This is a genomic window from Pontibacter mucosus (assembly GCF_003054055.1).
GTDB lineage: Bacteria > Bacteroidota > Bacteroidia > Cytophagales > Hymenobacteraceae > Pontibacter > Pontibacter mucosus.
Genome location: NZ_QBKI01000008.1, coordinates 176,999 through 197,860 on the forward strand (window position 1 = coordinate 176,999; position 20,862 = coordinate 197,860).

Sequence of the window (20,862 nt, forward strand, 5' to 3'; positions counted from 1 at the left end):
GAGGCATGTTCATGTCTGCAGAAGATGCAGCGTAAGGTCTCTACAAATCCTGTCCATCCTAAAATCCTGTAAATCCTGATTCAGACAAAAAAAGCCCCGCAGCTTTTATACTGCGGGGCTTTGCTCTGGATCCTTACTGTTATTCTTCAGTTTATACTTTCACCGGCACACCAGCCAGCTCGCGTACAGTGTTCTCTATGTCGGTTGGGGCGAAACCTGCCTCGTGCTGTAGTTCCAACTGAGAGCCGTGCTCGAAGATGCGGTCCGGGATGCCCAGGCGCTTCACCTGCGACGTATAGCCGTTATCGACCATAAACTCCAGCACCGCGCTTCCAAAACCGCCTTGCAGGCAGCCGTCTTCCACGGTAATCACTTTTTCATACTTGGAGAAGATGTGGTGCAGCAGTTCCTCGTCCAGCGGCTTGGCAAAGCGCATGTCGTAATGGCCTGGGTGGATACCGTCGTGCGCCAGCTTCTGGCAAACCTCCACGGCGTAGTTGCCCACGTGCCCGAAAGTAAGTATAGCTACTTCCTCGCCTTCCTGAATAGTGCGGCCTTTGCCTACCTGTATAGGCGCTAGCGGTGTGCGCCAGTTCGGCATCACCCCCTCGCCGCGTGGGTAGCGGATCGTGAACGGGCCCATGTTCTCCTGCGAGGCCGTGTACATCAGGTTACGCAGCTCCTGCTCGTTCATCGGCGCCGACACCACCATGTTCGGGATGCAGCGCATGTAGGCAACGTCGTAAGCGCCGTGATGCGTTGGGCCGTCGGCACCGGCAAAACCGGCACGGTCGAGGCAGAAGACCACATTCAGGTTCTGCAGGCACACATCGTGCACTACCTGGTCGTAGCCGCGCTGCATAAACGAGCTGTAGATGTTACAGAACGGTACCAGTCCCTGCGTCGCTAAACCAGCAGAAAAAGTTACAGCGTGCTGCTCGGCAATGCCCACATCAAAAGCGCGGTCAGGCATGGCGGCCATCATGATGTTCAGCGAACAGCCCGATGGCATGGCAGGCGTAATGCCCATGATTTTGGGATTCTGCTCGGCCAGCTCCACCAAGGTATGGCCAAACACGTCCTGGTATTTTGGTGGCTGCGGCGCGTCGTAGTGCTTTTTGTAGATCTCGCCGGTGATTTTATCGAAGGTACCCGGGGCGTGCCACTTGGTCTGCTCTTTCTCGGCCAGGGCAAAGCCTTTGCCTTTGGTGGTGAGCACGTGCAGGATCTTCGGACCCGGGATATGCTTCAGGTCTTCCATCACCGATACCAGGTGGTTGATGTCGTGGCCGTCGATTGGGCCGAAGTAGCGGAAGTTAAGACCCTCAAACAGGTTGCTCTGCTTCAGGATGGCTGCCTTCACGCCGCTCTCAATCTTGGAGACGATGGTGCGGGCATCCGGACCAAACTTGCTGATCTTGCCCAGTATTTTCCACACCTCATCACGCATTTTGTTGTAGGTGCGGGAGGTGGTGATGTCGGTTAAATATTCTTTCAGGGCGCCCACGTTCGGGTCGATGCTCATGCAGTTGTCGTTGAGCACCACCAGCAGGTTGGCATTGGCCACGCCGCCGTGGTTCAGCGCCTCGAAGGCCATGCCGCCCGTCATGGCACCGTCGCCGATCACGGCAATGTGCTGGCGCTTATCCTCGCCCTTATACTTGGAGGCCACGGCCATACCCAGTGCCGCCGAGATGGACGTGCTGGAGTGGCCTACGCCAAAGGTATCGTACTCGCTTTCCTTGCGCTTCGGAAAACCGGAGATGCCGCCATACTTGCGGTTGGTATGGAACACCTCGCGGCGCCCCGTCAGGATTTTATGCCCGTATGCCTGGTGCCCCACATCCCACACCAACTGGTCGTAAGGCGTGTTAAACACATAGTGCAAGGCTGTTGTAAGCTCCACCACACCAAGGCTGGCGCCAAAGTGGCCGCCGTGGATCGATACTACATCGATGATATACTGCCTCAGCTCCTGAGTTACCTGCAGCAACTGCTCCGGCTTCAGATTTCGCAGATCGGCAGGCGAGTTGATGGAGGCAAGCAGCTCTCCGGGTTTGATTATCATATAGTTATCCTTATAGGCCACTAACAAAAAGTACGGGTAAATGTTTAAAAAGCACAAATGCCGTACTCTTTACCAAAGCGCAAAGTTAAAAATAAAAAGACACTGGCTGCCACTTTATGTGGCAAAACAAGTGTACGCGTCTTATAGATAAAGGTATCTGCATATACATATAAAAGCGTACTCGTTGAAGCCGCCCTACCTGCCTATGCCACTATAACTTAATATATTGCAGTATACAGGCGTGTGGTTAAATTGTTGTACCTTTTGCTTCGGCCCTTTCAGGTAGAACAGCAGAATGGGCGTATACAATCCACTGAAAATGTTTATTTTTGCCATCTGCGCAGCCAAACGCGCCCAAAATGAGTTGATAAGGTGAGTTTCGAGATTAGATTACCGTTGTTTGAGGGTCCGTTCGACCTGCTGCTCTTTTTTATTGAGCGCGATGAGCTCGACATACACGACATCCCGATCTTTCAGATCACGAATGAGTTTATGGGTTACCTGCAGGAGCTGGAGCAGCTGAACCTGGAAGTCGCCAGCGACTTTATACTTACCGCCGCCACGCTCATGCGCATTAAGGCTAAGATGCTGCTGCCGCGCGTGGAGAAGGATGAGGAGGGCAACGAGATAGACCCACGCCAGGAACTGGTGCAGCACCTGCTGGAGTACAAGAAGTATAAAAGCGTGGTGCCGGAGCTGTCGGTGATGGAGGACCAGCGCCTGGCGCAGGAAAACCGCGGCAACATACACCACGAACTGCAGCAGATCGCCAATGCCAACCACTTTGAGTATGAGCTGCAGGACCTGAGCCTCTACAAGATCATGCGCGTGTTCGAAAAAGTGATGACGCGCTACGAGGAAGAGCAGAACAGACCCAAGCACACCGTTATCCAGTACCCGTATACGATTGAGGGGCAGCGCGACATTATCCTGCGTATGGTAAAGCAGCGCGACCGCGTTACCTTTTCCAGTCTGATAGAGGAGTTCCCGGACAAGATCGGCATGATCTTTAACTTCCTGGCCATACTGGACATGCTGCAGCTCAACCAGATCGGCATCGAGGTAGGCGAGGGCTTTAACGATTTTATCATCACCGTGGCCGAAGGGCAGGCAGCCCAGGTGACACAACTACTCGTAGAGCAAGCGTAAAACACTGTTTAAGGAGCCCCGCGCCCCTGCATTCTTCCATCGCGTGCCCGGCTTGGCAAAACACCATCTATAAAGTGAGCCGGGTAGACCATGATGATTTTAAATGGATCAGAACCAAAAAACCATAGTAAAGAGCTTTAGCCCGATCAAGATACTGGTGCCTGTCGTGCTGGGGCTTGGGGCTACGGCCTGGCTCTTTATCAAAGACGACAAGATTGGGGAGCTGAAAGGGATTGCCGAGGCCAACATCTGGTGGTTAGTAGCAGCCCTGCTGGTGCTGCTCATCCGCGACTTTGGCTACATCTACCGCATCCGATCCCTCACCGATAAATTCCTGACCTGGCGTAACAGCCTCGATGTGATCATGCTCTGGGAATTTGCCTCTGCCGTTACCCCCTCGGTGGTGGGCGGCACCACGGTGGCCACCATCATCCTCAACAAGGAAGGAATTCCGCTGGGCAAGTCGCTGGCCTACGTGATGCTCACGGCCGTGCTGGACAACATGTTTTTCATCGTGGCCGCGCCGATTGCCCTCCTGGCAACGCAGGGGGAAGTGTTCCCGACCTTTAACCTGGACCCTTCTGACGTGGACAAGCTGAAAATGGCCTTTTACATCAGCTACTCCCTCATAGCGATCTATACTTTCATCATGATCTACGCGCTGTTTGTGCGCCCGCGCGCCTTTAAGTGGTTGCTGCTTAAGATCACGTCTTACAGCTTCCTGCGCAAATGGCGCGTAAGCGCGTTTCAGCACGGCAATGAGATCGTGTGGGCCTCGGAGCAACTCAAAGGGAAGAACTTCGGCTATTGGGCCAGCGCCATCCTTTCCACCATTTTTGTGTGGGTAGCGCGCTACTTCCTGCTCAACTGCCTTATTGCCGCCTTTGTGGATGTCACCTTCAGCGAGCACATGCTCATCATCTCCCGCAACCTCATTTTCTGGATTGTGATGCTGATCGCCATTACGCCGGGCGGCGCCGGTATCGTGGAGATGGCTTTCCCTAGCTTCTTTGGGCTGTTTTTGGGTGGCTTTGCCAGCGTGGTGGTGGTGCTCTACCGCCTCATCACGTACTACCCATACCTGGTGCTGGGCTCCATCTTCCTGCCCAAGTGGATAGCCAAAGTGTTCGGCAACAAAGCGCAGGAAGAAGAGGCACTGGCCTCCGAAATGAACCGCTAACACCTGACTGCAAAGTTTGTCGGCAGAGGCACCTCCACGGCTACCAGTATACCTCAGGTTCCAACACTTGCCTTACCTTTGCGGTTGAAGCATAAAGTATAGCCATGAAAGTTATCGTTGTAGGGGGAGGTATAGGCGGTTTGTGCGCAGCCATCGCGTTGCAGCAAGCCGGATTTGAAGCGGAAGTATACGAGGCGGCGCCGGAACTGAAGCCGGTTGGCGCCGGGGTGGGGCTGGCCGCCAATGCTATGCAGGGCCTGCAGCGCCTGGGCGTGGCCGACGAGGTGGTGGCCAGAGGCAGGCAGCTGGAGGCCCTCACTATCTTTGACGAGCGCGGAGGCATCATCAGCAACATGGATACCCGGCCGCTCAGCCGCAAGTACGGCATCAACAACTTCGTGATTCACCGCCCCGACCTGCACGATGCGCTGGCCCAGCGCCTGCAGCCGGGCACGTTATACTTAAACAAGCGCTGCCAACGTATTAACCAGCAAGGCAACCAGGTACAGCTATACTTTACCGACGGCACCACCGCCACGGCTGACCTGCTTATTGCCGCCGATGGCATCAACTCTGCCATACGGCAACAACTGCTGCCCCAGAGAAAGCCCCGCTACGCCGGTTATACTTGCTGGCGCGGCGTGATAGAGAATCCGGGAGTGGCGATAAACGAGAAGATTTCGGCGGAAACCTGGGCACCGCAGGGGCGGGTGGGCATTGCTCCCCTTAAAGACGACAAAGTATACTGGTATGCCTGCATCAACGCGCCGCAAAACAGCGAGCAGATGCGCCGGACGCAGCCCACCGACCTGGCAGAACACTTCGCGGACCTCCCTCCTGCCGTACCCGCTATATTGGGCGCAACGCCTCCCGAGCAGCTTATCTGGGGCGACATTGCCGACCTGAGACCCCTGAAGCGTTTTGCCTACGGCCGGGTACTGCTACTGGGCGACGCTGCGCATGCCACCTCGCCCAACATGGGCCAGGGCGCCTGTCAGGCCATTGAGGACGCCGTGGTGCTGGGGCAGTGCCTGCAGCAGGAGAAAAGTATAGAAAGGGCTCTAATACAGTATGAGCAACGACGGCTGGCCCGCACCGCCAAGGTAATCCGTCTCTCGCGGCTGCTGGGGGCGGTGTCGCAGTGGGAAAACCCGGTGCTGCGCGGCCTCCGCAAGGTGACCTTCGGGGCTATGCCCACAGCAGTTACCCAAAGCCAGATGGAGTGGCTCTATCAGGTTGACTTTTAGCAGGCTATACTTTTGATATACCCCAAGCCGTTTCCCTTTCCTATGCGGAACGGGAATTTATGTGTAGATTCAACCATTCTTAGTGCTCAAAATCATACTTCAAATTTATCCTTCATGCTTAGATACACACTGCTTTTCGCCTTCGCGCTGCTGCTTTTTGGCTGCTCCGGCTCTAACCAGGAGCTTAACCAGAAACTGAAAGCCGCTGTAACCGAGGGCGAGGCCGGTGCAGCAGGGTATAAAACCATCCAAATGGCCGAACTGACGGATTTTGACTGGGATGTGATGTACTACTTTCAGCCGAACGAGGATCAGAAAGCCATCAGCGACGTGATTGGGTTTAAGTGGGAAGGTGCCGAAGTACCGGATAATCACCGCCGCCTGCTGTTTGTGAAGGGCGAGGAAGTGGCCTCGTATGTAGACTACTACTACAACGATTTCCCGCTTTTTGTGTATGGCTGCGGCGATGACAAGTGGATTTACCCTAAAAGCCGCGCTACCTTTGCCAGCTTTAAGTACTGCAGCGGAAACCAGGAAGTATACGCCTTTATCCCCGAGCCCTGTGTGGATAACATCCGGATGCTGATGGACAACCCCTGCCCGGAGGGCGAGGCAGCCTCCGCAGAGTAACACAAAAGCCGGCTACTGACCGGCTTTTTTAATTTAGAAACTCAACTTACTGCCTGGTAGAAGTGTAAACCCAGCCCTTGCTGGGAACCATATTACACTTGCTGGAATTCCCCTCCTTGGAGGGGTTAGGGGTGGGTTAATCGCAACTTAGGATTAGGAGTACCTGGCGTGCTGCGGGTGCAGCTTCCAGTAGATCATCTCGTCGTCCCGCACCACTTCCTGCATGCCCAGTTTTTCCAGCAGGCGGATAGAGGCAGCGTTTTCCAGGAGGCAGTTCGCCGTGACGCATTTTACCTGCGGCTGCCGGAAGGCCCACGCCACCAGTGCCTGGGCCGTTTCGAGTCCGTAACCGCGCTGCTGTTCCTGCTCGATGATGGAATAGCCGATATCCACAACACCGTCTTTGTTCGGAGCCCCTTTAAAACCGGCATCCCCTATCACCGTGGCGTTGTGTTTCAGCACAATCATCCACGACTCAAAGCCGGTTGGTTCGGGTAGTTGCTCCAGCCGTTTAATGATGCGGGGCAAGGTGTCCATACTTTCCTGGTCGGGCCAGATGCGGGTGGGCTGCAGGCCAACCTCGGCAAGTATACCGGTGTTGCCAGCCCGAAGCGCCCGCGCTACGTCTAAGGTAAACGGGATAAGTACAAGCCTTTGGGTGTGGATAGGTGGTACGGGCATGGGGCAGCTTTAGCTTATGCTCGGTTGAATGAACGGCGCCTCATAAAAAAGATAACCGGCCCTACCACAGGCAGCAGCAGCGTACCGAGCATCCAAGCCAACGTATAGGGCGCATTTAGTCTGCTGCTAAGCAGGATCATCGTCCAGGCGGTCATGAACAGGATCACGTGAAACGCTATAAAAATCTGCCAAATAATCACCCCAGTCTGGGCTGAGACAAGTTCCATGTGCGGTTGAGTTAAGTTTGCTATCCGAAGATGAGTATTCTTAATACAAGCCTAAGTATAAGCGTTTTTCCCTGATTTTAAAAGTATGGACTTGTAAGACAGAAGGGTAATGCTATTTGCGGTTCGGAAAGGCTATCCGTGGAAGTATAAGGATGCTTTTGGGCTCGCTGTTCAGGGTTTCAATCTACGTACCTACTATAAGGTCGGGCAGACGTTATTCGCATGGCGAACAGTCAGCCGCCACCTGCCATCTTTCTTCATCCAAATGTTGGTATACCGGCGTTGTATCCTCTTTTCGGCGTTGGGTGCGCCCTTGGCTGGAACAACAATTTCACTGCCCATAACCACCACCATATCATCAAAAAACAGGAACGTTTCCGGAGTCCGTTCAAAGGATGTATACCGGATTACCCCCTGCTTTATCAGGTCAAGCAACTCTTGCTTCTCTTTCACGATTCGGTTAGTAGGATGATTCACTGTCACCTCATCATCCATCAAACTATCCAATGCTAAGGCATCACCATTCAATATGGCCATGGCATGCGCCTGATCCAACGCCTTGATTTCTGCTTGCAATGTCGCGTTCAGGTTATCCTGTTGTGCAAGTGCCGAACTAAGGAACAGGAAGGTTAAAATGAAAAGTAAAGCGTATTTCATAGCAGGTTGGCTTTAAAACTCCATGTACCAATTTATAGACAGTACGAGCTTCTCTGCCTTTAAGTGGAGTCGAGCGTATGGCTAACCTTTACATGCCGCAAGTTTAGCGAAGCGTAACTTGTGGCTGTACATGAGGCAAGTTTCCCCGAAATGCTTCGGGACAGGCCAACTTGCTTTCTGCGCCAGCAGAAAAGTATACCTTCAACCATCCTTCACACTATACCTTAGCCAAAGTATAAAGTATAGCAGCAGTTTGCAGTCCTTGCTTTTGCAAAGCAAAGACTGCAAACTGCTGCTATACTTAACCACAAGTTACGCTTCGCTAAACTTGCGGTATGCGGCGCCTTTACCTATCCCTCAACTCTAGCTTCATCATAATATCCGTTTGCTCGTCATTTCCCAGCCTGAAGATGTGCTTGTCGAAGGCAACGAAGCCGTTCTTTTTATAAAAGTTGATGGCTCTGAGGTTTTCTTCCCAGACGCCCAGCCAGACATAGTCGGCGTTTGTCTCCCTGGCCACTTGGATGGCCTTGTTGTAGAGCAGTTGCCCAACGCTTTTGCCGTGGTATGCCTTCAGCACATAAATCCGCTCAATCTCAACGGCTCTGTCGTCTTTCAATTCTGTCTGCGATTGGCCAAAGTTCAGCTTTAAATACCCGATGACAGTACTACCAAGCATCGCAAAGTAAAATGCCGAGTTTGGGTTGTTCAGTTCGGTGGTCAGCTTTTCTAGGGAAAGCTCTTCAGCCAGGTACTTCGCCATGTTCTCTTCTGTGTTGTTTGCCGAGAAGGTTTCGAAGAAGGTTTGCCTGCTGATAGTTTGCAGTTGACTGAGGTCGTTGAAGCTTACCTCTACTATGCTGGTGTCTTCCATACTTTTAAAAACTTTCTTTAACAAAAAATGGGGACCCGGAAGTCCCCATCAGTTCGCTTCCGGACATGGAAGTCCGGAAGAGCAATTTATACTTATACTTTGTCGTGCTACGTGATACGTGTGTCGTGATACGCAACCAAACCTACACCAGCTCGTGCTTCACCAGGTACTCGGCAATCTGCACGGCATTGGTGGCGGCGCCTTTGCGCAGGTTATCGGCCACAATCCACATGTTCACGGTGCGCGGCTGGGTTTCGTCGAGGCGCACGCGACCTACCAGCACCTCGTCTTTGCCGTGCGCGTCTTTTGGCATCGGGTACTGCAGGTTCTTCACATCGTCTACTACCTTCACGCCTTCGGTCTGGTTCAGGATGCGGTATACTTCGTCCAGCGTAAAATCCTTCTCAAACTCCACGTTCACCGACTCGGAGTGGCCACCCATTACCGGGATGCGCACCGCCGTGGCCGTCACGCGGATAGAGTCGTCGCCCATTATCTTCTTGGTTTCCAGGATCATCTTCATCTCCTCCTTGGTATAGCCGTTGTCCTGGAATACGTCGATGTGCGGCAGCACGTTCAGGTCGATTGGGTAAGGGTATGCCTTCTCACCTTCCTTGCCCGCACGCTCGTTCATGAGCTGCTCCACCGCCTTCACACCCGTACCCGTCACCGACTGGTAGGTGCTCACCACAATGCGGGTGGCCTTTAGCTCCTCGTGCAGCTTGTTCAGGGCCACCACCATCTGGATGGTCGAGCAGTTCGGATTGGCAATAATCTTATCTTCTTTCGTCAGTTCTTTGGCGTTAATTTCGGGCACTACCAGTTTCTTGGTCGGGTCCATGCGCCAGGCCGAGGAGTTATCCACCACCACGGTACCCACTTCTGCAAACTTTGGGGCCCACTCGGTAGAGGTGCTGCCGCCGGCAGAGAAAATGGCAATGTGCGGGGCAGCCGCAATCGCGTCCTGCATCCCGATAACCTTTATCTGTTTACCCTTAAACTCCATCTGTTTACCAACAGACCTCTCAGAAGCAACCAACATCAACTCTGTTACCGGGAAGTCGCGCTCCGCCAGTACTTTCAAAATCTCGCCGCCTACCAATCCGGTGGCGCCAACTACTGCTACTTTCATTGTTTAGGGTATATAATTAATGGTTTAATTGATGATTGTTAAATGGTTAGATTGTTGATTGCTGATTGCTTGGTGCAAGGATTCGGACAGGTCGCGACCTGTCCCTACAGGCTATTCCTTCCAAACTTTCTAACTTATACCTTTCTAACTTCCCAACTTTTTAACTTCTCCAGCCGCCTCCCGTAATAGTTCTAAAATTCAGAAAAGCGGCTGCGTTACCTTCTGACTCACAGCGTTTTCAGTACCTGTGAGCGTTTATACTTTGGGCGTGTCCTTTCGCTTGCGCGAGCAGGCCGGGCTTTCGCCTCTACTCCTCGCTCACGCTGCGGGGTGCCGGCTCTATCCCTCACGCAATCGCAATTTCGGAAGTTTTCAGCACAATTCAGGCATGAAACAAACTTTACCACAATCGTTTGCGCAGAAAATTAACACCTTCATCGCAGCTTTTGCAAGCAAAAACTTCCGCTGTGGGGCTATTTCCAGCAGGAATTTCCTGCGCCATACTTACCTGGAAAGTATAAAGCCAGCATATAAGTCAGGCTTGGCAGGGGTTTTTATACTTCTGCTGCTTCCGTTTTTGGCCGCCGCCCAGCTGCAGGAAACCTTCTCCGACGGCAACTTCACCCACAACCCTACCTGGAGCGGCGATGTCAATAGCTTTATCATCAACCCACAAAACCAGCTCCAATCTAGCGGCCCAGCGGTAACCGGCACCGTCCTGCAGCTTACCACTTCCTCGCAGGCAGCCGTGGGCACCACCTGGGAGTTTTGGGCCAACCTCAGGCTGGCCACCTCCGCCAGCAATTACACCGACGTGTATCTGATTTCCGATAAAGAAGACCTGAAAGCCCCTGACGTGAACGGCTACTTTGTGCGCATCGGCAACACCGCCGACGAGGTGAGCCTCTACCGCAAAGACGCCGGCAAGGCCGCTACTATCATCATCAACGGGCAGGACAAAACGGTGGCCACCAGCAACAACGTGGTGCGCGTGCGGGTAACCAGAAGTATAAATTTCGAATGGGAGCTAAGTATAGATGTTACCGGCACCGGCCAAAGCTACATGAGCCAGGGCACCGCCACCGACGCCACGCATAGGCGCTCTTTATACTTTGGCGTGCTGCTGCGCTATACTTCGGCCAATAGCCAGCGCTTCTATTTCGACGATTTCAGGATTACTGACGCCCAGCCGCCGGTACTGGACGAGCTGCAGACGGTAAACCCGCAGGAACTGATACTTCGCTTTAACGAGCCACTGCAGCCAGAGCAGGCACAGCGCGCAACGAACTATACGTTGAACGGAAGTATAAACCCCATCCTGGCGGAGCTTACCGGAGATGCCACCGTGCGCCTGGTATTCGGGCGAAGCTTCAGCACGGGCGCCAACGAGCTAAGTATATACAACTTGCAGGACCTGTACGGCAACGGCCTCGCGGCGCCTATACTTTCCAGTTTCAGCTTTGTGCCTCCGGCCGTGCTGCCCGGCTACAACGAACTGCTCATCACCGAAATCATGGCTGATGAAACGCCCACAGTTGGCTTGCCGGCACAGGAGTACATCGAACTGTATAACCCCACCGGCAAGGTGCTGCGGCTGCAAGGCATCCGCTATTCCGATGCTACCTCCACGTCCATACTTCCGGATGTGCAGCTGCTGCCGCAGGAGTATGCGGTGGTCGTGCCCAACAGCCAGGTGCAGCAGTTTAGCCAGTTCGGCAAAGTAATCGGCATCAGCAACTTCCCGAGCCTGAACAACAGCGGCGAGCTATTGCAACTGCGCCAGCCCAATGGCATGCTAATATACGCGGTAAACTACGCCGACACCTGGTACAAGCACAACACCAAGCGCGAAGGCGGCTGGAGCCTGGAGATGATAGACGTCACCAATCCCTGCGCCGGCATTGAGAACTGGACGGCCTCCGCGGACCCGCGCGGCGGTACGCCGGCACAAGCCAACGCCGTGGCCGCCTCCAACCCCGACAACACGCCACCCATACTTGTTGATGCCATCGCCACCTCACCAGACAGAGTTATACTTCGCTTCAACGAGCGCCTCGACAGCACGCAAGCGGCAAGTATAGCCCACTACAACATCAGCCCAAGTATAGACGTGGCCGGTGTGCAGGTGCAAGGCCCGCTGTTCCATGAGGTTATGCTTCTACTTGCGTCCCCACTGCAGGAGCGGCAACCCTATACCCTCACCGCCCAAAGTATAACCGACTGTGCCGGCAACCGCAGTCAGCCCTTAACCGCTACTTTTGCCCTCCCTTCAGCCCCCGCCCCCGGCGATGTGGTCATCAACGAGATTCTCTTCAACCCACGGCCCGGCGGCGTGGACTTCGTGGAGCTGGTAAACCGCAGCGACAAGTACATAGACCTGCGAAACTGGCAACTGGCCAACCTCAGCAACGACTCTATCAGCAACTTCCGAAGTATAACCGCTGCTCCTTACGTGCTCGCGCCGGGACAATACGTGGTGCTCACCTCTAACCCTGAGAACATCAAAGCCAATTACCCCGCCTCCCGCCAGGAAACCTTCTTGCGCATGACCAGCCTACCCAGCTACCCCGACGATGCCGGCACCGTGTTTGTCCTGCAGCCGGATGGCCAGGTGGCGGATAGGTTCAGCTATACTTCTGACATGCACTTTGCCTTGCTGGACGATAAGAACGGAGTCTCGCTGGAGCGGGTGCGGCTAGAAGGGCCAAGTATAGCCAACAACTTCCACTCGGCAGCGACTACCGTTTTTGCCACGCCAGGGTATAAAAATTCGCAGTCGCAGGAGGGAGTGCAGGCACAGCGGGTATTTGAAATTTCGCCCAGGGTTTTCTCCCCTGATGGTGACGGCTACGAAGACTTCACGACCATCAACTACGCCACCGAGCAAACCGGGCTGGTCGTAAATATTACCGTTTTTGATGCGCAGGGCCGTGAAATTCGCAAGCTTGCCCGCAACGAGCTGCTGGCGGCCAACGGCTTCTTCCGCTGGGACGGCTTGCGTGAGGACGGTGCTAAGGCCAATATCGGCTATTATATTTTCTACATCGAGCTGTTCGGGCTGAACGGCCAGAAGAGTGTGCATAAGGAGAAGGTAGTGGTGGGCGGGAGGTTTTAAGGTGATAACCTTAAGCTGGCGCAAGCGCCCGTTTTTGCCTTTAGTGGTGATCCTCCTCGCTGGCGCGGGTTTGCAACCCGTGCCTTTCTATTTTCTCGGATTTGCAATCCGAGTGGCTTGAAAAGCCATACTTATACTTCAGCTATACTTCCTATACTTACCAATTTATACTTTATACTTTCATAGCCCCTGCTTCCCGCAACTTGACATAAGCTATCCTTACTAGCTGCAGTTCATCCTCCAGCCCCACAAGCGGCTCGTTTCATCTCCTCCTTTCTGCCCTCCTAGGCCGGGAGGCCTCGCCTTGGGGGTAGGGCCCTCGATAAGGGCATCGCGCTGCTTTCGCTTCCTTTGCTACCCTTCGGTCGCAATGCCTTTCAGGCACCGGAACCTCTCGAGGCGCTCCACCCAAAGGCTGGGATAAGTTCGATAGCCGCTGCTACTACTGTCATCTCGACCTTTGGGAGAGATCTGATTAGAATTCCCGATAGATCTCTCACGCTGCTCGAGATGACAGCGAAAGGGGCAAATATAATTCCCCCCCTCGGAGGGGCAAGGGGTGGGTTTACACTTGTAGGGACAGGTCGCGACCTGTCCGCGCGAGAACAGCAACTATGCAACTTATACTTCTGCCAAAGCAGTAGCAGGATCCCCGCCTTAGCCAAGGAGGGGCCAGGGGTGGTTGGACCCGGCACTGCAGAAAAGCGGACAAGGATGTCCGCGGCAGAGGAGGTTCCGGACAAAGAAGTCCGGAACAGCAGTGGTAGGACCCAGCATTGACAAAACTCCCTCCCCTGTTTTTAGGGGAGGGTTGGGGTGGGGTTTATACTTGGCCAGGCATAGTCAGACCCGGCGCTGCCAAACTCCCTCCCCTACTCCTAAAAGAGACTAAATGAAAAAGCCCACCAGGCATGACACCTGGCGGGCTCTTAATCAATAAGTATACTTTAAAAAAGCTTAGAAGCGCTCGTCGGCAGCGAAGAAGAAGTCACCTTCAATCTGCGCGTTCTCGTCAGAGTCGGAGCCGTGGATGGCGTTTGCCTCGATAGACTTGGCGTATACCTTACGGATAGTGCCTTCCTCCGCCTGAGCCGGGTTAGTGGCGCCGATCAGCTTGCGGAAATCCTCCACGGCGTTGTCCTTCTCCAGGATCATCGCCACGATAGGGCCGGAAGACATATACTTAACCAGGTCGCCGTAGAACGGACGCTCCTTGTGCACCTCATAAAACTTGCCTGCGCGCTCCTCAGACAGCTTTGTCTTTTTCATCGCCACAATACGGAAGCCGCCTTCCTCGATCATTTTGGTAATGCCGCCAATATGGTTTTCTGCTACCGCATCAGGCTTAATCATGGTGAATGTGATGTTTCCGGCCATGTTCTCTTTTACTTTATCGTTTAAAATCTCTACTTTTAGCCTGCAAAAATAGTGGATTTTGGCCAATATTGGTATACTTTTCCGCTATCTTTCATTCATGCGCCGCCCTGTGCCGTGGCCGTGCTGCGGCACAGGCAACCACGCCTACTGTTGCGTAAGACATATTTTATTCGGAAATTCGCGCCTTATATCCTTATCAGTCAGAGGATTTATACTTACCCTATGCATGATATTAATGCTCTGAAAGAGCTTCTGAAAGAGCCTAAAGAGGTGCTAATCACCACACACCACAAGCCTGATGCGGATGCGTTAGGCTCCTCGCTAGGCCTGGCTGGCTATCTTAGAAAGAAAGGACACCGTGTTACCGTTATCACCCCGTCTGACTACCCTAGCTTCCTGAACTGGATGCACGGCAACAGTGAGGTGATTGTATACTCTGAGCAAAACGACACCCTGGTGCAGCGCCTTATCAAAGAGGCGCAGATGATTTTCTGCCTGGATTTCAACACCCTCTCGCGCATTAACGAGATGGGCGAGTACATCCGCCACGCCAACGGTACCAAGGTGCTGGTAGACCACCACCTGCAGCCGGAGGCCTTTGCCGACCTGAGCTTCTCCAACACCAGCGCCGCCGCCACCGCCGAAATCGTGTATGACATGATAAAGGCCATGGGGGACGCCGACCTGATAGACACAGAGATAGGCGAGTGCCTCTACGCCGGCATCATGACCGACACGGGCTCTTTCCGCCACCCCAGCACCTCCAAAAACGTGCACCTGATCATCGCAGACCTGCTGCAGATCGGGGTCGAGACCTCTAAAATCCACCGCCTGATCTATGACAGCTCCTCCGAGTTGCGCCTGCGCTTCCTGGGGTATGCCCTGAAAGAAAAACTGGTGGTACTGCCTGAGTACAGAACGGCTTACTTTGCCATCACAGCAGACGAACTGAAGGCATACGACTCCAAAACCGGTGACACAGAGGGACTTGTAAATTACGCGCTTTCCATCGAGGGCATCGTTTTTGCGGCGCTCATCATCGACCGATCGCAGGCCGTGAAGATGTCGTTCCGCTCGGTGGGTGATTTCTCGGTGAATGATTTTGCCCGGGAGCACTTTAACGGGGGCGGCCACAAAAATGCAGCCGGCGGCATGTCTATAGACACGCTGGAGAATACCGTGAACAAGTTCGAGAGCCTGCTGCCGCTTTACAAAGACCAGTTGCAGCACGCCACAGATAAATAAAACCTTAATCCATACTATACTAGATGCTATTTAAAACCAAATTCATGCTGCCGGTTCTGGCCGGAGCACTCCTGTTGCAGAGCTGCAACAAAGACAACAACGAGTTTCATACAACGGCCGATGGCCTGGAGTATAGAATTTACGAGCAAACTGGCAAAGGCAAGTATAAAGAAAGAGGCGAGATCTCGGCCGCAGACTCCCTAGGAGCCAAAGAAGGGCAGTTTATCGCTCTCCACTGGCAGATCCTGAACGCGGATGACTCTGTTTTTGTAGACACCCGCAACAACCCGCCGCACCTGCCAATGGTTATCCCGTTCATGCAGCCCATGATGAAGGGCGGCCTGGAGGATGCCGTAATGATGCTGGCCGCCGGCGACAGCGGCGTGTTCAGAATGAACGCCGACACCGTATTCACGCAGCTTTTCAGAAGCCCGCTTCCGGAGCACATCAAGCCGGGCACCGACGTGACCTTCCGCATCAAAAACGAGCGCATCATGAACCGCGCCGAGGCCGACACTTACCAGCAGGAGCTGATGCAGCGCTACATGGAGGAGTCTAAGGTGCGTGCCGAGAAGCAGATAAAGGTAGACGACGAGAAGATACAGCAGTACATCAAGGATCAGAAGCTGGGTGAGGCTCAGAAAACGGAGTCTGGCGTGTACTACATCGTAACCGAGCAGGGCAAAGGCGAGAAGCCAGCCGCCGGCGATATCGTAGCCGTGCACTACAAAGGCACCCGCCTGGATGGCAAGCAGTTCGACTCTTCTTACGACAACCCAATGTCTGGTGGTGAGCCTATCCGCTTCCCGATTGGCCAGCAGCAGGTAATCAAAGGGTGGGATGATGCCATTCCACAACTGAACAAAGGCTCTAAGGCTATCCTGCTGATCCCGTCGCCGCTGGCTTACGGTGAGCAGGCTCCAAGCCCGGACATCCCTGCCAACAGCATCCTGCGCTTCGACGTGGAGTTGGTTGACATTCAGAAACAAGCAAACCAGTAAGTCTAACGTATGATTTCAGCATTAAAAGGCAACAGGAGCCGCCTGCTACAGGCGCTTCTGGTGCTTTTCGTAATACTTGGCTTTGCCGCCTGCAAAAAGGACGACAACACGCCACAGCGCGAGAAAGACGACAAGAAGCTTCAGGAGTACTTCAAGGCCAACGGCATTGACCCTGCCACCCTGGTAAAGCGTAACTCAGGTTTATACTACCAGCTGCTGCAGGAGGGAACCGGCGACAAGGTTTTCCCTGGCGATAAGGTATCGGTGCACTACACGGGCACCCTCCTCGATGGCACCAAATTTGACTCCAGCCACGATAGAAGTAAACCCTTTGAATTCACGGTTGGCTACGGACAGGTTATAGCCGGATGGGATGAAGGCCTGACACTGATGCGTGTAGGCGAGAAAGCCAGATTATTTCTGCCTTCCCATTTAGGATATGGCAGAGGTGGCTCAGGTACCATTCCGGGAAACGCACCGATTATCTTTGAGGTAGAAGTGCTGGAGGTCCTGCCGTAAGTATACTTGAACAACAGCAACAGAAAAGCCGCCGGGTTTATACTTCCCGGCGGCTTTTTTTTTATACTTCCGCCTCTATAGTTTATGCTTCGGAGAGGATGCTTTTATACTTTCACGCTCCGCTTTCCATACTTCATTTATACTTTGTAACTGTGGTAACGATAAACCCACCCCTGCCCCTCCCGAGTGGGGAATTTTAAAAGTATAATTTGATTCTCCTGTCAGCAATAGGCCGATTTATACTTCTACTCTACTTTTACTCTGTCATCCTGAAAGGATCTTGGTGGCAAGTTGCAGAGGCTTAGCCCCCCTCCTACCAAATACTTTCACAGCATGACAGATGGCTTAGGGTCTCTGTAGGTAAAATAAAAAAGACCTGCATGGAATAGGCTAATGCGGCTTGCCCACAAGATCCTTTCAGGATGACAGATGAATAGATATTATTCCTGCCTTCTTATCTCCGCCCGCTATACTTTATAAATCAAGTGCGGTTTGCTACTACGGTGAAGGTGTAAACCTGCCCCTCCCTAGAGGGGAACTCCGGCCAATGTAACATAATTCCCCTCCCCGGAGGGGTTAGGGGTGGGTAATCGCAGCGTTGGGTTTTATACTTCAAAGTCTTTTGTCCTTTGTCAAAAGTTCTTTTGTCTTGCTACGTGTGTCGTGATACGCCAACTCCCCCTACTCTTCCAGCACCTCCGAAAGTATGGCCAGGGAGTTGATTTCGCCGAGCCGGTCTACGTGCAGTTGGTAGTAGCGGATGAGGATGTCGAGCAGCTCGCGGCGGACGCGGCCGTTGGGGATGGACGTGTGGTCAGGCTCCCGCAGCAGCTCGTCGAAATACTTTTCGTGCACCTGCACGGCCATTATAGTAGGCGCTGAAGTGGCCGCCTGCGCATTCGGTGAAAACACCACCTGCTCCACAATTTCCGTTCCCGAGCTCGGCCCAAAGCCTAGATGGTAGCTAAGCTGCAGCAGAAATACCAAGTGAAAGTTCTCAAACCCGCTCTCCATCTCGTCAAAGGTGGTGATGGCCGTGTAGAGGAAATGGAACAGGGGCAGGTTTTCCTCCTCCTCCTTCACCGTGCGCGCCACCACCTCCGATAGAAACAACATGATGCTGCTCTTGCGGATATCGAACGGAATGGACACAAAGGAATAGGAGGTTCTGTACTCAGAGATGCGCGACAGGCCGCCCCGGTGCGAGGTATAGACCACCATCTCCAGCAGCGTGAACGGCTGAAACAAGGCCACACGGGAGCCATTGCCCTTCTTGCGCACGCCGTTTACCACGTACGACTGCACGCCTAGCGCCTCGGTATAGATTTTGGTGATGATGGACGTCTCCCTATACTTGATATTGCTGAGAACGATTCCCCTTGTCTTGACTAACATTTACTCGAGTACGGCTATTTTACTGATACAGGTTTGCTCGCCATTGCTGCCCAAAACCAGGTATACCCCGGCCTTCACGCGGTTCCCGTTGTAGTCGCGGGCATTCCAGGCGAAGGTGCCGCCGTTGGCTTTGCCCTTGTACACCAGCGTGCCCGCCACATCGGTAATACGCACGTCAGCATTGTTTGGCAAGCCCGAAACGCCTACTTCTCCGGTATACTCCGGGCGGACCGGGTTAGGAAATACCATGGCGCAATCAGGTTTGCCCTCGGTGAGGGTGGCGTTGGAGCGGAAAGAGGCTACGCCGGCATCAGTCGCCACAAACACCTCGCCGGATTGGTGCTCCACCCCTACGGCATATATTTTGTCGGAGGGCAGCGGGCTGTTTTGGGTGGTGAAGTGGTGAAGCTGCGCATCGCCATCGGGACTGAAAAGCCAGAGGCCGTTATCGGTCCCGACCCATTTGCGGTTGGCACCGTCCACGGCGATACTTCTGACGATTTGCCCATCCAGCAGCGGGCGGCCATCTATAATAGGGATACGCGCATCGTAGCGACCCGACTCAAAAACCAGGGCGGTGTTGTAATAAATGCCGATGCCGCTGGCCGTACCCACCCAGATATCACCGTTGAAGTCTTTGGCCATACTGTACACCGCGCCGCTTGGCAGGCCGCCATTTCCCTCGCCCACGCCCAGCGTCCGGGTGCGGTTCTGCTGCTCGTCGAATACCACCAGGCCGCTGCGGCTGTTGCCCCTCCTGGCGATGGAAAGCCACTTCTGCCCGTAGTCGTCGAGCACCAGAGCGGTCAAATTACTGGCGTCGGCCAGGTTATTCAAAGTATAGGATTGCCAGGTGCCGTCAGGACTGAGTTGGTGCAAGCCGGGCGCACCGGGTTGCTGGCTGGGGTTCACTACCCACACGTTTCCCTCGTAATCCACCGCCACATCGGTAACGCGCACCTGACCTGTAGTAGCTGTCGGCAATAACGGGCTGTTTTCCTGGTTATAAAGGATGGCTTTATCCGGGCTCTCCCATTCTATCAGGCCGCTGCCGTAGCTGGCCAGGTAGAGCTTGTTGGTGGTGAGGTTGAGCATCACGCTTGCCAGATCCTGGCTGGCCACAAAAGAAGGCTGCGGGTACAGCGCGCGGTTAAAGCTCTGCCACGCACCGTTGCTGTAAGTATAAAAGCCGTTCCAGTTGTTGAATGGCTCATAGCTTTCGGTATAGCCGCCGCTCACCACATATACCTTGCCGCCGTACGTATAAATCCGGAAGCCATCGCTGGCGTAGGGGCCACCGGGCGCAAAAGCAGCGGCCTCGGAATTGCTGAGGTTCAGCTTGACCAAACCCTTCGCTTTGTCGGCCAGCCATACTTCGCCGCTTGTTGTAGTCACTGCCTCCTGCGGCTGCGTGGGCAAAGCATGATTCAAAGTATAAACCTGACCACTGGCATCTAGCACCGTCACCCCTTCCGCGGAAACTACACTTAGGTTAGCCTCTGTGGTATTTATACTTTTAACCTCCGCCCCGGAAGCCAGTGTGGTGGCGCTCCAGTTGTCCCCGCTCAAAGTATAAACACCGCTCGTAGTGCCCGCATACAACTTTCCTTGAAAAGCCGCCAGGCTTGTAACAGCCGCATTCTCCGGCAAGCCGCCGCTCTCGTTTCGCCAGCTTCGGAAGTCCTGCAGATTTGCACCTGAAAGGGGCGCGGAAAGCACACCCAGGCTGGTGGCCAGGTAAATCTTATCTCCGAGTATGGCGACGTCGGTGGCATTTATACTTTCGCCGTTAGGGCCAAGGCTGCTGTAGGTTTCCTTTACCTCGCGCTTGGGCAGGTCCAGCACCACCACTCCGAAGCTGGTAGCCAGGTAAGCCAGCTGGTTAAAAGTATAAATGCGGTTGATTTTCTTCTCCCCGGCGATGCTCTTCCGGAAGATGTCGGTGATGGCATGGAGGCGGTTGCCCTGCAGCAGGTCCACTTTGGTGTTGTGGTAGGCGATAACAAGCGTGTTGGCACCCGCGCTGAAGGCAATGTCGCTGATCTGCTGCTCGCTCAGGCCATCTACCTTCGAGATGGTTTCAGTAGTGTTAAACTCGGTGTCGTAGTAAAAAAGCCCCCGCTCAGCAGCCAGGTATACTTTGTCGCCGGCCACGGCCACGGCTTTGCCCTGGTGGTAAGGCACATGCACCTGCCAGCCCCCAATCGGCACCTGGCTCTGCGCCTGCGCCACACTGCACCACCACCCCAGCAGCAGGCATTGCAACGTATAAGCAAGTATGAATTTCCGGGCAATGGACATCTGGACAAAGTATAAAGCCTCTGTTAACCTGAACTGCGCGTATTTCTATCCAACGCAGTCACTC

The 20,862-nt window shown here is 54.0% G+C and carries 17 protein-coding genes; 8 read left to right on the forward strand and 9 right to left on the reverse strand.

The window, feature by feature from the left end; genetic code table 11:
- Positions 1 to 151: 151 nt before the first annotated feature.
- A complete protein-coding gene (gene dxs, locus C8N40_RS16105; RefSeq protein WP_108212916.1) occupies positions 152 to 2,068 on the reverse strand; it encodes a 1-deoxy-D-xylulose-5-phosphate synthase in 1,917 nt (638 codons plus the stop codon).
- A 372-nt stretch (positions 2,069 to 2,440) separates the two neighbouring features.
- Between dxs and C8N40_RS16110 the strand changes: the two genes are divergently transcribed.
- From C8N40_RS16110 to C8N40_RS16125, 4 genes are all read left to right on the forward strand, one after another.
- Positions 2,441 to 3,217 carry a segregation and condensation protein A gene (locus C8N40_RS16110; protein ID WP_211318127.1) on the forward strand — a complete coding sequence of 259 codons (777 nt, stop codon included), beginning with the start codon at positions 2,441 to 2,443 and terminating at the stop codon, positions 3,215 to 3,217.
- Between the two features lie 103 nt (positions 3,218 to 3,320).
- Complete coding sequence (locus C8N40_RS16115) at positions 3,321 to 4,397, forward strand: lysylphosphatidylglycerol synthase transmembrane domain-containing protein (protein WP_108212841.1); 1,077 nt, start codon at positions 3,321 to 3,323, stop codon at positions 4,395 to 4,397.
- Between the two features lie 104 nt (positions 4,398 to 4,501).
- Entirely contained in the window at positions 4,502 to 5,644 is a 1,143-nt protein-coding gene (locus C8N40_RS16120; protein WP_108212842.1) for an FAD-dependent monooxygenase, read from the forward strand.
- 114 nt (positions 5,645 to 5,758) lie between these two features.
- Positions 5,759 to 6,274: a hypothetical protein gene (locus C8N40_RS16125; RefSeq protein ID WP_108212843.1), complete on the forward strand. Its 516-nt coding sequence runs from the start codon at positions 5,759 to 5,761 to the stop codon at positions 6,272 to 6,274.
- A 153-nt stretch (positions 6,275 to 6,427) separates the two neighbouring features.
- Here the strand turns inward: C8N40_RS16125 and C8N40_RS16130 are convergent, their stop codons facing one another.
- The 5 genes from C8N40_RS16130 to C8N40_RS16150 all read right to left on the reverse strand — a co-directional run bounded on the left by C8N40_RS16130 (position 6,428) and on the right by C8N40_RS16150 (position 9,845).
- A complete protein-coding gene (locus tag C8N40_RS16130) occupies positions 6,428 to 6,955 on the reverse strand; it encodes a GNAT family N-acetyltransferase (protein WP_108212844.1) in 528 nt (175 codons plus the stop codon).
- A 14-nt stretch (positions 6,956 to 6,969) separates the two neighbouring features.
- Complete coding sequence (locus tag C8N40_RS16135; protein ID WP_108212845.1) at positions 6,970 to 7,182, reverse strand: PLDc N-terminal domain-containing protein; 213 nt, start codon at positions 7,180 to 7,182, stop codon at positions 6,970 to 6,972.
- A 195-nt stretch (positions 7,183 to 7,377) separates the two neighbouring features.
- Entirely contained in the window at positions 7,378 to 7,839 is a 462-nt protein-coding gene (locus tag C8N40_RS16140) for a nuclear transport factor 2 family protein (protein ID WP_108212846.1), read from the reverse strand.
- 346 nt (positions 7,840 to 8,185) lie between these two features.
- Positions 8,186 to 8,713 (reverse strand): GNAT family N-acetyltransferase, encoded by a 528-nt coding sequence (locus tag C8N40_RS16145; RefSeq protein WP_108212847.1) that lies wholly within the window; start codon positions 8,711 to 8,713, stop codon positions 8,186 to 8,188.
- Positions 8,714 to 8,855: 142 nt separating this feature from the next.
- Positions 8,856 to 9,845, reverse strand: coding sequence for an aspartate-semialdehyde dehydrogenase (locus C8N40_RS16150; protein WP_108212848.1), 990 nt, complete (start codon positions 9,843 to 9,845; stop codon positions 8,856 to 8,858).
- 388 nt (positions 9,846 to 10,233) lie between these two features.
- On the opposite strand from C8N40_RS16150, the gene C8N40_RS16155 reads away from it, so the two are divergent.
- Positions 10,234 to 12,960, forward strand: a complete 2,727-nt coding sequence (locus C8N40_RS16155) for a lamin tail domain-containing protein (protein WP_108212849.1) — start codon at positions 10,234 to 10,236, stop codon at positions 12,958 to 12,960.
- A gap of 957 nt (positions 12,961 to 13,917) precedes the next feature.
- Here the strand turns inward: C8N40_RS16155 and C8N40_RS16165 are convergent.
- Positions 13,918 to 14,337 carry a nucleoside-diphosphate kinase gene (locus C8N40_RS16165; protein ID WP_092102933.1) on the reverse strand — a complete coding sequence of 140 codons (420 nt, stop codon included), beginning with the start codon at positions 14,335 to 14,337 and terminating at the stop codon, positions 13,918 to 13,920.
- A 222-nt stretch (positions 14,338 to 14,559) separates the two neighbouring features.
- On the opposite strand from C8N40_RS16165, the gene C8N40_RS16170 reads away from it, so the two are divergent.
- From C8N40_RS16170 to C8N40_RS16180, 3 genes are read left to right on the forward strand one after another with little or no spacing between them, the layout of a single operon-like run.
- The gene (locus tag C8N40_RS16170) at positions 14,560 to 15,582 is read left to right on the forward strand and encodes a DHH family phosphoesterase (RefSeq protein WP_108212851.1); all 1,023 of its coding nucleotides are present in this window, start codon (positions 14,560 to 14,562) and stop codon (positions 15,580 to 15,582) included.
- A 23-nt stretch (positions 15,583 to 15,605) separates the two neighbouring features.
- Positions 15,606 to 16,583 carry an FKBP-type peptidyl-prolyl cis-trans isomerase gene (locus tag C8N40_RS16175; protein ID WP_108212852.1) on the forward strand — a complete coding sequence of 326 codons (978 nt, stop codon included), beginning with the start codon at positions 15,606 to 15,608 and terminating at the stop codon, positions 16,581 to 16,583.
- Between the two features lie 9 nt (positions 16,584 to 16,592).
- Positions 16,593 to 17,102, forward strand: a complete 510-nt coding sequence (locus C8N40_RS16180) for an FKBP-type peptidyl-prolyl cis-trans isomerase (RefSeq protein ID WP_108212853.1) — start codon at positions 16,593 to 16,595, stop codon at positions 17,100 to 17,102.
- Positions 17,103 to 17,783: 681 nt separating this feature from the next.
- Here C8N40_RS16180 and recO read toward each other — a convergent pair.
- Together recO and porZ are read right to left on the reverse strand one after the other, a co-directional pair.
- Complete coding sequence (gene recO, locus C8N40_RS16185; RefSeq protein ID WP_108212854.1) at positions 17,784 to 18,497, reverse strand: DNA repair protein RecO; 714 nt, start codon at positions 18,495 to 18,497, stop codon at positions 17,784 to 17,786.
- Entirely contained in the window at positions 18,498 to 20,798 is a 2,301-nt protein-coding gene (porZ, locus tag C8N40_RS16190) for a type IX secretion system anionic LPS delivery protein PorZ (protein WP_108212855.1), read from the reverse strand.
- Positions 20,799 to 20,862: the final 64 nt, after the last annotated feature.

Coding starts and splice junctions, on each gene's coding strand:
- dxs (WP_108212916.1), bottom strand. CDS start 2,068: ATGATAATCAAACCCGGAGAGCTGCTTGCCTCCATCAACTCGCCTGCC.
- C8N40_RS16115 (WP_108212841.1), top strand. CDS start 3,321: ATGGATCAGAACCAAAAAACCATAGTAAAGAGCTTTAGCCCGATCAAG.
- C8N40_RS16120 (WP_108212842.1), top strand. CDS start 4,502: ATGAAAGTTATCGTTGTAGGGGGAGGTATAGGCGGTTTGTGCGCAGCC.
- C8N40_RS16125 (WP_108212843.1), top strand. CDS start 5,759: ATGCTTAGATACACACTGCTTTTCGCCTTCGCGCTGCTGCTTTTTGGC.
- C8N40_RS16130 (WP_108212844.1), bottom strand. CDS start 6,955: ATGCCCGTACCACCTATCCACACCCAAAGGCTTGTACTTATCCCGTTT.
- C8N40_RS16135 (WP_108212845.1), bottom strand. CDS start 7,182: ATGGAACTTGTCTCAGCCCAGACTGGGGTGATTATTTGGCAGATTTTT.
- C8N40_RS16140 (WP_108212846.1), bottom strand. CDS start 7,839: ATGAAATACGCTTTACTTTTCATTTTAACCTTCCTGTTCCTTAGTTCG.
- C8N40_RS16145 (WP_108212847.1), bottom strand. CDS start 8,713: ATGGAAGACACCAGCATAGTAGAGGTAAGCTTCAACGACCTCAGTCAA.
- C8N40_RS16150 (WP_108212848.1), bottom strand. CDS start 9,845: ATGAAAGTAGCAGTAGTTGGCGCCACCGGATTGGTAGGCGGCGAGATT.
- C8N40_RS16155 (WP_108212849.1), top strand. CDS start 10,234: ATGAAACAAACTTTACCACAATCGTTTGCGCAGAAAATTAACACCTTC.
- C8N40_RS16165 (WP_092102933.1), bottom strand. CDS start 14,337: ATGGCCGGAAACATCACATTCACCATGATTAAGCCTGATGCGGTAGCA.
- C8N40_RS16170 (WP_108212851.1), top strand. CDS start 14,560: ATGCATGATATTAATGCTCTGAAAGAGCTTCTGAAAGAGCCTAAAGAG.
- C8N40_RS16175 (WP_108212852.1), top strand. CDS start 15,606: ATGCTATTTAAAACCAAATTCATGCTGCCGGTTCTGGCCGGAGCACTC.
- C8N40_RS16180 (WP_108212853.1), top strand. CDS start 16,593: ATGATTTCAGCATTAAAAGGCAACAGGAGCCGCCTGCTACAGGCGCTT.
- recO (WP_108212854.1), bottom strand. CDS start 18,497: ATGTTAGTCAAGACAAGGGGAATCGTTCTCAGCAATATCAAGTATAGG.
- porZ (WP_108212855.1), bottom strand. CDS start 20,798: ATGTCCATTGCCCGGAAATTCATACTTGCTTATACGTTGCAATGCCTG.